The following is a 12,273-nucleotide window of genomic DNA, read 5'->3' as shown; positions in this document are numbered from 1 at the left end:
GACAGTCATGGCAGCGCCGGCCACTGGCCGGTCAGGCCGTGCGCGGCTTCGAACAGGGCGGCTACGCGCAGCAGTTCCGCATCGCCGCGGAACCGGCCCACGAGCTGGAAGCCGATCGGCAACCCGTCGCGGCCGAAGCCGCAGGGCAGGCTGATGGCCGGGTGGCCCGTCATGTTGAAGGGCATGGTCCACGGGAACCAGTGGGCGCGGACGTTTTCATAGGCCGTGCCATCGATGTCGATGGTGCCGAACAGGTCCTGGCCAATCGGCAGCGCCGTGCGCGTCAGCGTGGGCATGGCGAGCAGGTCGCCGCGCTGCAGCAGCGCCTGCACACGCTGGAACAGCCTGGAGCGCTCGAACATGGCCTGCTGGTATTCCACGCCGCTGAAGTGCGCGGCCGATTCGACCTGCCGCACAAAGGCGGGGCTGAGTTCGCTGCCATGCCGGGCGACGATATCGGCAAAGCGCGTGCGCCAGACAGTGTGGTTGATTGCGCGCCAGATCGGCTCCACGTCGAAGCCTTCGCCAGGGAAGGGCTCCAGCTCCGCGCCCAGCCCCGCCAGCTTCTGCAGGCTCGCCTCGAACGCGCTGGCGACATCGGCGGATACCGGACGTCCCGGCGGCGCCGCGCAATACAAGACGCGCCGGCCGCGCAGGTCGCCGCGCGGCTGCGCGGCGTCAACATAGTCGGGCGTGGGGATGCCGATCGACCACGGATCGCACGGATGTTCGCCTGCCATGGCCTGCATCATCAGGCCGGTGTCCGCGACCGTGCGCGTGGTCGGGGTGACGTAGGTCTGGTTGCCGAACAGGTCCTGCGCCTGGCTGTGCGGGATCACGCCCTGGCTCTGTTTGATGCCGACCACGCCATTGCAGGCCGCTGGAATGCGCGTCGAACCGCCGCCGTCGGTCGCCACGGCCAACGGGGCGATGCCGGCGGCCACCGCCACCGCGGCGCCGCCGCTGGAGCCGCCGCTGGTCCGTTCCGCGCTCCATGCATTGCGGGTGCGCCCGAACAGCGGGGAATCGGTCAGGCACTTGGAGCCGAACTCGGGCGAGGTGGTCTTGCCGACCAGGATGGCCCCCTGGTCGCGCAGGCGGCTGACAGCCACCGCATCCTCGGCCGGCACGTTGTCGCGCATGGGCACGGCGCCGAAGGTGGTGCGGACGCCGCGCGTATTGACGATGTCCTTGACGGTGAAGGGAATGCCGTGCAGCGGCCCCAGGGGCTGGCCGGCCATCACCGCCTGCTCGGCGGCGCGGGCCGCTGCCAGCGCCTCGTCGGCGCAAACGGTGATCAGGCAGTTCAGCTCGGGCTGGAGGCGGGCGGCGCGTTCCAGCACGGCCTGGACCACTTCCACCGGCGATACCTCCTTGCGCCGGATCCGGCCCTGCAGTTCGACGGCGGACAGAAAGCAAAGCGCGTCGCTCATCGTGATGGGTCTCCTGTGTTCCTCGAATGACAGGCGGGCCGTCGCGAATGCCCCGCGCCGGCCCGCCAGACCTCAAGGATACACAGGAGGCGCGTGCCCGGACCGGCTTGTGCCTGTATCTCAGAAGACCAGTGTCGCGGTCCCCATGAATGTCCTGGTGCTGTCGATGCGGTTCTTGCTCGCCACGGTCGGGACCCAGCGCAGGCCGAGCGACAGCTTGCTTTTGGCGCCCACCTTGGTGTCGTAAGTCACGATCGGGCCGAGCGCCCAGTCGTGCCCGCGGAAGCCGTTGAGCTGATCGGCGGTCGGACCGCTGTCGCTGCCGAGCTGCTGCGTGGTGCCCGCCACCAGGCCAGCGCCGAAGCCGTTGGCAAAGCGCTTGAGCACCATGGCATCGAGCGTGAAGAGCGGGGCGTTCTGGTAGTCGGTGGCGTTGTTGCGCGTGTAGAACTGGAGGCCGGCCACCGCGTCGAATTCCAGGCCGTGCTGGGGCAGCAGCTTGGTGAAGGCCACCTGCGGAATGAAGGTCCAGTTGTTCAGGCTCGGGTTGGCCAGCGCGTTCTTGTCATATTGCCCGGTCGGTGCCCAGATGTTCAGGCTGAGCGCCATGTGCGCCGTCTGTGAAAAGTGGTAGCCCGCGATCAGCGGCGTGAACGTGATATCGAACAGGTTCGATGCCCGGTCTTCCGTGCGTCCCTGCAGGCGGCCGGCATTGAACGTCGCGCCGACCTGTGTCCAGACATAGGGCAGGGTGAAGCTGGACGCGAAGTTCCACGCGCCCGGACCGGTGTCCCAGACCTTCATGAAGGTGGCCAGCGTGAACGCGATTTCCGCGTCGATGCCGACCGAGGTCTGGCCGATGACCGGCACCTGCCGTCCACCACCGACCGACCCGTTCAGGTAGATCTCGCCAAGGTTGACCACGGTAACGGGCTCTGGCGCGACGATGCCGGCATTGGAAAGCACGCTGGTACCCGTGACCGGCCGCCCCAGCGCGCCTTCGGTGGCCTGGGCGGGTACCCAGGCAGCGCCCAGGCAGGTGGCCAATGCCGCCGCGAGCAGGCGGGGCGAAAGGAAGCGGCGCGTGGGCCGGGCTGGCACGTCTGGCATGTTCTGTCCTCGGTTGCTGGCTGAGCGGGGGCGGGGCATGGCGAATCTGGACTTCTGGAATGTACTAAATTTAGTTTTCCAGCTACGCGCATTGTGGCCGTCGCGCGACGCGTCATGAAGTCAATGTTTTTATATCCGCATTAACCATGTCCCGAGGATGGGACAGAGGACGCGCGCACGCCGCGTCGGCCAGCGTCCTGTATAGACCGATAAGTTGAACGCGATGGGCTGCACGGCGAGCAGGTTGCCCGGAGAGCACGGCGGATCGGTCTGCTCCTCCATCTCCTGATGCCAGAAGGCCGTTTTGTGAGGGTTGCTCAAGATTACTGCGCTCCCTGACTCGCGTTGCAGGCGTTGCGCATTCAGAATCTTTTTGCGCGACAGTGAATTTTTTCGTGTGCAGTATGGAGATGGGCCGTTCGGCGAGCCGGGCGGGCACAATTCAATGATCCTGAGGGAGTATTGCTCACGCCCGGGTCAGGCCGCGAACTGACGGAGGATGCCGATGGTGCTGGTCCTGCTGATCGCGCTGCCGCTGGTTGCCGCCGTGCTGACATGGCTGGCCGGCAAGCATGCCGTGCGGCTGGTGGCGCCGATCACCATCGGTTTTCCGCTGGCGGCGCTGATCCTGCTGCTGCGCGCCCGCGAAGCCGTGTTCGGGCAGCCCGGGCACGCAGTTGCCTGGCGCGTGAACTGGTTGCCCGACCTCGGCATGAACCTCAGCCTGCGGCTCGACGGGCTGTCCTTCCTGTTCGCGCTGCTGGTCATCGGCGTGGGGCTGCTCGTGGTGCTGTACGCGCGCTACTACCTGCCGCGCAATGCCTCGTCGGTGCGCTTTTTTTGCCTGCTGCTGACGTTCATGGCCGCCATGCTCGGCGTGGTGCTGGCCGATAACCTGCTGCTGCTGGTGATCTGCTGGGAACTGACCAGCATCCTGTCGTTCCTGCTGATCGGCTTCTGGTCGTGGCGCGAGGACGCGCGCCAGGGCGCGCGCATGGCGCTCACCGTTACCGGCGGGGGCGGCCTTGCGCTGCTGGCCGGCGTGCTGCTGCTCGGGCGCATCTGCGGCAGCCTGGAGCTGTCCGACGTGCTGGCCCAGGCGGGCAGCGTGCAGCGCCATCCGCTCTACCTGCCGATGCTGGTGCTGGTGCTGCTGGCCGTGTTCACCAAGTCCGCGCAGTTTCCGTTCAGCTTCTGGCTGCCGCATGCCATGGCCGCGCCCACGCCGGTATCGGCCTACCTGCACTCGGCCACCATGGTCAAGGCGGGCGTGTTCCTGCTGGCGCGGCTGTATCCGGTGCTCGATGGCACCAATGCGTGGTTCTACCTGGTCAGCATGACCGGCCTGGTCACGCTGATCATGGGCGCTGCGCTGGCGTTGCTGCAGCGCGACCTGAAGGGGCTGCTGGCCTATTCGACCATCAGCCACCTCGGGCTGATCACGCTGCTGTTCGGACTCGACACGCAGTTGAGCACCGTGGCCGCGCTGTTCCATATCATCAACCACGCCGTGTTCAAGGCGTCGCTGTTCATGGCCGCCGGCATCATCGACCACGAAACCGGCACGCGCGACCTGGACCGCCTGCGCGGCCTGGCGCGCTACATGCCGCACACGGCGGTACTGGCCTGCGTGGCGTCGCTGTCGATGGCGGGCGTGCCGCTGTTCAACGGTTTCCTGAGCAAGGAGATGTTCTTCGGCGAAACACTGGCGCAGGGCCTGCTCGGCGATTTCAACTGGGTGATCCCCGCGGCCGCGACCGTGGCCGGCGCCATGACCATGGCGTATTCGCTGCGCTTCAGCTACGGCGTGTTCCTTGGCGGCGACCAGCCCGACGTGCCCAACTATCCGCCGCATGAACCGCCGCGTTTCATGAAGTTGCCGGTGGAGTTGCTGGTGGTGATCTGCCTGGTGGTGGGCCTCGCGCCGGCCTATACGGTGGGCAACCTGCTCGCGGCCACGGCGCTGGCCACGCTGCGCGCGCCGCTGCCCGACTACAGCCTGCACCTGTGGCACGGCTTCAACCTGCCGCTGGTCATGAGCCTGGTCTCCATGGCGGGTGGGGCGGCGCTGTTCTTCCTGCGGCGCGATGCGCTGCGGCGCTGGCAGCGCGTCATCGAGCCGCTCAGCGCGCGCCGTTCGTTCGAAGCCGCCATCGCCACGCTGGAGCGACTGGCCCGCACGCTGACGCGCCGCATGGAGAACGGTTCGCTGCAGCGCTACATGGCCTGGATGCTGGCTGCGCTGCTGGCCGTGCCCGCTGCATTCCTGGCGGATCTCGACGCGCTGGCCGGTACCGCGCCGGATGGCGCGATCGATCCGATGGGGGCGGCCTGCCTGGTCTTGCTGGCGCTGTGCGCGGTAGCCGTGGTGGGCGCGCGGCGGCAGCGTGTGGTGGCGCTGGTGTTCCTGAGCACGTGCGGCCTTCTGGTGTCGCTGATCTTCACGCGTTTTTCCGCGCCCGACCTGGCGCTCACGCAGATTTCTGTGGAGGTGGTCACCGTGCTGCTGCTGGTGCTCGCGCTGTTCTACCTGCCGCCGGAGCCGGTGACGCCGCCGGCGTCCGGACGGCAGTTGCGCGACCTGGTGCTGGCGCTCGGCGGCGGTGGCCTGCTGGCCGCCTGCGCTTATGCGGTGATGACGCGGACCTATGATCCGGTGTCCGGCTTCTACGTGGACAACGCGGTGCCCGGTGGCGGCGGCCACAACGTGGTCAACGTATTGCTGGTGGATTTCCGCGGCTTCGACACCCTGGGCGAGGTCTGCGTGCTGCTGGTCGCGGGGCTGGCCGTGCAGGCGCTGCTGCGCGGCATGCGCCTGCCGATGCCCGATGCCGGGCCGGACGGCAAGGGCTGGTCCGCGCAGCGGCATCCGCTGCTGCTGGCCATGCTTGCGCGGCTGATGCTGCCGCTGACGCTGCTGGTCTCCGTGTTCCTGCTGCTGCGCGGGCACAACCTGCCGGGCGGCGGTTTTATTGCCGCGCTGATCACCTCGGTCGCGTTGCTGCTGCAGTACGTCGCTAACGGCGTGCGCTGGACCGAAGCGCGCATCGCCCCGGACTACCGCGCCCTGGCCGGTGCCGGCATCCTGGTAGCGGGGCTGACCGGGCTGTGCAGTCTCGCCTTCGGCTTTCCTTTCCTGACCACGGCCTTTGGCCATTTCCATGTGCCCGGACTCGGCGAGATCGAACTCGCTTCCGCCATGGTGTTCGACCTTGGCGTCTATGCCACGGTGACCGGCACCACCTTGCTGATCGTCTCGCACCTGGGCGTGCGCAACACGCCGGCGGCGTTTGGCCGGCCACGGCGCGGCAAGGAGGGCACATGATGGCCGCGCTCTATGCCGGCGCTATTGGCGTGCTCGCCGCGTGCGGCATCTACCTGCTGCTCAGGGCCCGCACCTTTACCGTGGTGCTCGGGCTGACGCTGCTGTCGTATGCGATCAGCCTGTTCCTGCTGGGCATGGGCCGGCTCGTGATCGGCAAGCCGCCGGTCATTGCGGACGGCGCGCACTACGCCGATCCGCTGCCGCAAGCGCTGGTGCTGACGGCCATCGTCATCGCGTTCGGCATGACGGCGTTTGCCGTGGTGCTGTCGCTACGCTCGCTCGGCCTGACGGGCAGCGATCATGTCGATGCGGCGAGCCAGCCCGGCCGCGACGCCGCGGAGGGCGCGCAAACCACGGAGTCTCGGCCGTGAACCACGTGCTGCTGCTCCCCATCCTGCTGCCGATGTTCGCCGGCGGACTCCTGACCGCCATGCCGATGCAACGGCTGCGCGCGCAGCGCGTGGTGTGCATGACGGCCACGCTGCTGCTGGTGCCGGTGGCGGCGCTGCTGGTCGCGCGCGCGGCGGGCGGCGGCATTGACGTCTACCAGCTCGGCAACTGGCAGGCGCCGTTCGGCATCGTGCTGCAGGGCGATCGCCTTGGCGCGCTGATGCTAGCGCTGACCGCGCTGCTCGCGCCCGCGGCACTGGCGGCGGCCGGACCGGAGCTGGTGCGCGCGGGGCGCCATTTCCATGCCTTGTTCCAGTTCCAGCTGATGGGCCTGAACGGTGCCTTCCTGGCCGGCGACCTGTTCAACCTCTTCGTCTTCTTCGAGATCCTGCTGATCGCGTCGTATGCGCTGCTGATCCACGGCGCGGGACGCGAGCGCATCGGCGCGGGGCTGCACTACGTGCTGCTCAATCTCGTGGCCTCGTCGTTCTTCCTGGTGGCCATCGGCATGTTCTATGGGCTGACAGGGACGCTCAATCTCGCGCACATGGGTCTTCGCCTGCAGGGCCTGCCCGACACCGACGTGCCGTTGGCTGCGGCGGCGGGCGTCATGCTGATGCTGGTCTTCGGCCTGAAGGCCGCGATCTTTCCGCTGTACTTCTGGCTGCCGCGCGCCTATGCAGGCACCGCCGGCCCGGTGGCCGCGCTGTTCGCGGTCATGACCAAGGTCGGCCTGTACGCCATGCTGCGCTGCGACGCCCTGGTGTTCGGCGCCGCGCAGGGGCTGCTCGTGGCATTCATGCAGGCGTGGCTGCCGGTGCTGGCACTGGCCACGCTGGTCGCGGGCGCCATCGGCGCCATGGCTGCCGCGAGCCTGCGGTCGCTCACCAGCTACCTCGTGCTGGCATCGGTCGGTCTGCTGGGCATTGCCGTCGGCATGCAGACCCCGGCCGCCTGGGCCGCCGCGTTGTACTACCTGCTGAGCACCACGCTGTGCACGGGCGGATTATTCCTGCTGGCGGATGCGCTGGAGCCCGCCGACGCGAACGGGCAGGGCGCGGTCGTGGCCGGCACGCGGCTCGCCGGCTTGCTGTACCTTACTGGCGCGGTCGTAGCCGTGGGCCTGCCGCCGTTGTCGGGATTTATCGGCAAGGTCATGATCCTGCGCGCCGTGCCGCCGGACAGCGCGATCGTCTACTGGCCCGCCATCCTGGTGTCCGGACTGGTCCTGCTGGTGGCGGCCTCGCGCACGGGCACGCGCCTGCTGTGGCGCCTGCCGCATGACAGCGCGAACGCGGTGCAGGAAGCGGGCGCGCCGGTGCCACCGCGCGTACGGCCGCGCCCTGAAGGGCGCAAGCTCGCTTGCAGCGCGTTCCTGCTGGCCTGCAACGTCATGCTGACGGCGTTTGCGGCGCCGGTCAGCGCCTATGTTGTCCAGGCCGCTGCGCAATTGCAGGACCGCACGGCCTACATCCGTGCCGTGCTGCCGGCCGGCGTGCCGCCACCGGCGCAGAGGTAAAGCCATGCTCGCACGCCAGTTTCCGCATCCATGGCTGAGCCTGATCCTGCTGCTCATGTGGCTGCTGCTGTCCAACAGCCTGGCGCCCGCACACTGGCTGCTAGGCGCGGTGCTGGGCTGGGGGCTGGGGCGGCTGGCCGACCTGTGGCTCGTGCTCAGCCCGTTCCGGCTGTCGCGGCCGGGCCTGATGCTGCGGCTTGCTTTCCATGTGCTGATCGACATCGTGGTGGCCAATATCGAGGTCGCCATGCTGGTGCTCGGGCGCACCGCACGGCTGCGGCCCGCTTTCATCGTGGTGCCGCTCGATGCCGAACACGAACTCGCCACCACCGCGCTCATCAGCATCGTCTCGCTGAGTCCGGGCACGCTGTGCGCGGAACTCAGCGACGACCGCCGCAGCCTGCTGGTACATGTGCTGGACCTGGACGATGAAGCGGCGCTGGTGGCGCGCATCAAGTCCCGCTATGAAACGCCGCTGAAGGAGATCTTCCTGTGCTTGCCATCGTGATTCCGGTTTGCCTGGCGATCCTGGGCCTCGCTTTCCTGCTGACCTTCGCGCGCCTGGTGCGCGGGCCCGCGCTGGTGGACCGCATCGTGGCGCTGGATACGCTCAATATCAACGCCATCGCGGTAATCGTCGTGCTCGGCATCGGACTGCGCTCGTCGATGTTCTTCGAAGCGGCGCTGCTGATCGCCGTGACGGGCTTTGTCGGCACGGTCGCGCTGACCAAGTACCTGCAGCGCGGCGACATCATCGAGTACTAGCCATGCAGCCGAACCTCGATGCTTCGCTGGGCACCATCGCCGAACTCGCTGTCTGCGTGCTGCTGCTGGTGGGCAGCCTCTTCACGCTGGTCGGTGCCATCGGCCTGTTCCGGTTGCCCGACGTCTTCATGCGATTGCACGGACCTACCAAATCGACCACGCTGGGCGTGGGCGGCGTGGTGGTTGCCTCGGTGGTGTATTTCAGTTGCCAGGGGGACGACGCCAGCCTGCATGAACTGCTGGTGACGGCCTTCCTGTTCCTGACCGCGCCGATCAGCGCGCACATGCTGGCCAAGGCTGCCATCCAGCGTCAGCTTCCGGTGGATTCGCGCACGCGTGGCGGGCCGTGGGCCGCCATGGGGCAGGAGCCGGCCGAACCGGAGACACCGGCCGACGACGCGAAAACCACGGGGAAGGCGGGCGGTTAGAATGGCCGGCTGACTTTCACCTTGCCGCCCATGATTCCCTCGAAATCCCGTCGCACCTTGCTTCTTGCTGCCGCCGCGGCCCCGTTTGCTTCCGCATGCGCAGGTACTGCGCGCGCGCCCGCATCCGATGCGGGCGCGGAGTTTGCCGCGCTGGAGCGCCGCGCCGGCGGCCGTCTTGGCGTGCTCGCGCGCCACACCGGCAATGGCCGCGAGGTAAGGCACCGTGCCGAAGAGCGCTTCCCTGTCTGCAGCACCTTCAAGGTGATCCTGGCCGGTGCGATCCTGCAACGCAGCGCCGCTACGCCGGGGCTGCTCGAACAGCCTGTTCGCTATACGCGCCAGGATCTCGTGGCCTATTCCCCGATCACGGAGAAGCATGTCGCGGAAGGCATGACGGTGGGGCAACTGTGTGCTGCCGCGATCCAGTACAGCGACAACGGCGCGGCGAACCTGCTGATGCGCCGCATCGGCGGTCCGGCGGGTGTCACGGCGTTTGCCCGTTCGATCGGGAATCCTTCATTCCGGCTCGATCGCTGGGAAACCGAACTGAACACCGCCATTCCTGGCGACCCGCGCGATACTTCGACGCCGGCGGACATGGCAGCCAGTTTGCAGGCGCTGGCATTGGACAACGCCTTGCCGCCCGCACAGCGCGGCCAGTTGCAGGATTGGATGCGCGGTAACACCACCGGCGCTGCTCGCATCCAGGCGGCCATGCCCACGGGCTGGCACATCGGGGACAAGACCGGCAGCGGTGACTATGGAACCACCAACGATATCGCCGTGCTGTGGCCGCCTGCCGGCGCGCCGATCGTTGTCGCGATCTATTTCACGCAAGCCGCGCCCGAGGCGAAGTGGAGCAACGAGACGATTGCCAGCGCGGCGCGCATCGCGCTTGCGGGGTTGGGTTGACGGTAGTGCCTGAATTGCACGATGGGCATTTGCGCGAGTGTTGACTCAGGGCTCCAGAAATTAAGGGTCTTCGGTGAATTGCGGGGCGTCGTGCTTGGCATGCGCGGCTGTTTCGCCGGCGTAGCCGGCGAGTCACTTTGTGTCCGAGCGACAAAATGTAACCAAAAAACGCGTTGACTTGTCCTCTAACGGACGAATATTGATCGTAGTGTGCGGAGAATTTCGTACGGGTACTCGCTTCAGAGTCTGCCCGGCTGCCTGCCGCGTGGAGCGCGTCCGTATGCAGGCTCTCCGGCAATGATTGAACCAGCCCCGAAACTGTCCGTGGCTCGACACTGCCAGCGTTATCGCATCATCGCCTTCGGCTGCTGCGCGGCTCACTAGTCGGTGAGTCGGGGGGCATCAACCAGAAATTACCGCTCACGTTTTCCCAACCCCTCTGCTAGAATCCCCCGCATGTCTTGCAAGCGCCTCACCTCCCTATCCCTGCGCCGCCTAGCCCTAGTGCTCGGCCGGGGTCTGCTTGCTTGAGTCCTTTGGCGCCTGAATCGACCGATTCGCTGCGCGCCTCCTGATTTCCCCCTGATCCCGGCCCACGAAACAGCCTTCGCCATGCGAAGGGCTGCAGGGGAAGTCACATCGTCTTTTGCCTGATTGACCCCGGCACGGCCCGCAATGGACCGTCCGGCACCCGGATTCGTGGACCATGATGATTGACCAGCCCTCCGCCAAGTACCAACCGTTTCCGCCCGTCGGCCTCACCGACCGCACCTGGCCCAACCGCACGATTACCAACGCGCCCGTGTGGCTTTCCACCGATCTGCGCGACGGCAACCAGGCGCTGTTCGAGCCGATGAACGGCGAGCGCAAGATGCGCCTGTTCCAGGAACTCGTGCGCATCGGGTTCAAGGAAATCGAAGTCGGCTTCCCGTCGGCGTCGCAGACCGATTTCGACTTTATCCGCCGGCTGATCGACGAAGACCTGATTCCCGACGACGTGACCATCATGGTCATCACCCAGTCGCGCGAGGAACTGATCGAACGCACGGTGGAGGCGCTGAAGGGCGCGCCCAAGGCGATCGTTCACGTGTACAACGCGATCGCTCCGGCCTGGCGCCGCATCGTGTTCGAAATGAGCGTGCCGGATGTGATGGGGCTCGTGCGCCACCACATCGGCTACCTCAAGCAGCTCACCGACCAGCATCCCGAAACGAAGTGGACGCTGCAGTATTCGCCCGAGACTTTCAGTGCGGCCGAACTTGAAGTCTCCCTGGAGGCCTGCCACACCGCGATCGAGGCATGGGGCACCGGCGCCGACCGGCGCGTGATCATCAACCTGCCGACCACGGTCGAGAACGCTACGGCCAATGTCTTCGCGGACCAGATCGAATGGATGCACCGACGCCTGGTGCCGCGCGAGCATGTCGTGCTGTCGGTGCATCCGCATAACGATCGCGGCACCGGCGTCGCCGCGGCCGAGTTCGCCATGATGGCTGGCGCCGACCGCGTGGAAGGCTGCCTGTTCGGCAATGGCGAGCGCTGCGGCAACGTGGATATCGTCACGCTCGCCTTGAACCTTTACACGCAGGGCGTTCATCCGGGACTCGACTTCTCCGATATCAACGCCGTGGCGCGCATTGCCGAGGAATGCACGTCGATCCCCGTGCATCCGCGTCATCCGTATGCGGGCGACCTCGTCTTTACGGCGTTTTCGGGTTCGCACCAGGATGCCATCAAGAAGGGCTTCGCCGCGCAGGACCCGAACAGTGCGTGGGAAGTGCCTTACCTGCCGATCGATCCGGCCGACCTCGGCCGCACCTATGACAGCGTGATTCGCGTGAACAGCCAGTCCGGCAAGGGCGGCATTGCCTTCATGCTCGAACGCGAGCACGGCGTGGTCATGCCGCGCCGCATGCAGGTGGAGTTCAGCGCGGTCGTGCAACGGGCCACCGATGCAAGCGAGACCGAGATCAGCGGCGCGGAACTCTGGAATTTGTACCGGCAGACCTACCTGTCGTTCGACGCATCAGGCCCGGGCATCGTCTATCACGCCTACAAGCTGGACGAGAGCGGGAAGGGCATTGCGCTCGATGTGACGGTCGACGGCGTGCGCAAGACGCTGCACGGCAAGGGCAATGGCCCGATCGCGGCCGCGGTGCATGCGCTGGACCTGCGCCTGCGCATCGATGCCTACGAAGAGCGCGCCACCGGCGCCGGTGCGGACGCGCAGGCGATGGCGATCGTCGAAGCCGCGCTGGAGGGCGTGCCCGGTGCCGCCTTTGGCGTCGGCATGAGCCACAACATCGTCGAAGCGTCGGTGCAGGCGGTGATCAGCGTGGCCAACAGGCTGGTGCGGCAGCGCTGACGCATTGTCCAGCGCCGCTGCCGCGG

General features: G+C 67.1%; 10 protein-coding genes. 8 read left to right on the top strand and 2 right to left on the bottom strand.

From position 1 onward, the window contains the following. Positions 1-5: 5 nt before the first annotated feature. Positions 6-1,433 carry an amidase gene (locus ACIGJB_RS08465; RefSeq protein WP_483729446.1) on the bottom strand — a complete coding sequence of 476 codons (1,428 nt, stop codon included), beginning with the start codon at positions 1,431-1,433 and terminating at the stop codon, positions 6-8. A gap of 120 nt (positions 1,434-1,553) precedes the next feature. After that, positions 1,554-2,543, bottom strand: coding sequence for a SphA family protein (locus ACIGJB_RS08460; protein ID WP_483729445.1), 990 nt, complete (start codon positions 2,541-2,543; stop codon positions 1,554-1,556). A gap of 505 nt (positions 2,544-3,048) precedes the next feature. Between ACIGJB_RS08460 and ACIGJB_RS08455 the strand changes: the two genes are divergently transcribed. From ACIGJB_RS08455 to leuA, 8 genes are all read left to right on the top strand, one after another. Continuing rightward, on the top strand, positions 3,049-5,868 hold the full coding sequence (locus ACIGJB_RS08455) for a monovalent cation/H+ antiporter subunit A (protein WP_483729444.1): 2,820 nt from the start codon (positions 3,049-3,051) through the stop codon (positions 5,866-5,868). Further along, entirely contained in the window at positions 5,868-6,239 is a 372-nt protein-coding gene (locus tag ACIGJB_RS08450; RefSeq protein ID WP_483732286.1) for a Na+/H+ antiporter subunit C, read from the top strand. The genes ACIGJB_RS08455 and ACIGJB_RS08450 overlap by 1 nt, the downstream gene beginning before the upstream one ends. Further along, positions 6,236-7,777 carry a monovalent cation/H+ antiporter subunit D gene (locus ACIGJB_RS08445; protein WP_483729443.1) on the top strand — a complete coding sequence of 514 codons (1,542 nt, stop codon included), beginning with the start codon at positions 6,236-6,238 and terminating at the stop codon, positions 7,775-7,777. The genes ACIGJB_RS08450 and ACIGJB_RS08445 overlap by 4 nt, the downstream gene beginning before the upstream one ends. A 4-nt stretch (positions 7,778-7,781) precedes the next feature. Beyond that, positions 7,782-8,285, top strand: a complete 504-nt coding sequence (locus tag ACIGJB_RS08440; protein ID WP_483732228.1) for a Na+/H+ antiporter subunit E — start codon at positions 7,782-7,784, stop codon at positions 8,283-8,285. Then, positions 8,270-8,542 carry a K+/H+ antiporter subunit F gene (locus ACIGJB_RS08435; protein ID WP_483732227.1) on the top strand — a complete coding sequence of 91 codons (273 nt, stop codon included), beginning with the start codon at positions 8,270-8,272 and terminating at the stop codon, positions 8,540-8,542. Before ACIGJB_RS08440 ends, ACIGJB_RS08435 begins: the two co-directional genes overlap by 16 nt. 2 nt (positions 8,543-8,544) lie before the next feature. Further along, positions 8,545-8,970 (top strand): Na+/H+ antiporter subunit G, encoded by a 426-nt coding sequence (locus ACIGJB_RS08430; protein ID WP_483732226.1) that lies wholly within the window; start codon positions 8,545-8,547, stop codon positions 8,968-8,970. 30 nt (positions 8,971-9,000) lie between these two features. Then, positions 9,001-9,882 (top strand): class A beta-lactamase, encoded by an 882-nt coding sequence (gene bla / locus ACIGJB_RS08425; RefSeq protein WP_483732225.1) that lies wholly within the window; start codon positions 9,001-9,003, stop codon positions 9,880-9,882. A 709-nt stretch (positions 9,883-10,591) separates the two neighbouring features. Then, positions 10,592-12,247 carry a 2-isopropylmalate synthase gene (leuA, locus tag ACIGJB_RS08420; RefSeq protein ID WP_483732285.1) on the top strand — a complete coding sequence of 552 codons (1,656 nt, stop codon included), beginning with the start codon at positions 10,592-10,594 and terminating at the stop codon, positions 12,245-12,247. The last annotated feature ends 26 nt before the right edge of the window (positions 12,248-12,273 follow it).

This window comes from Cupriavidus sp. C2SS-8b (genome assembly GCF_057073745.1).
The sequence above is the reverse complement of the archived record's forward strand: the minus strand, read 5'-3'. Positions and strand labels throughout refer to the sequence as shown.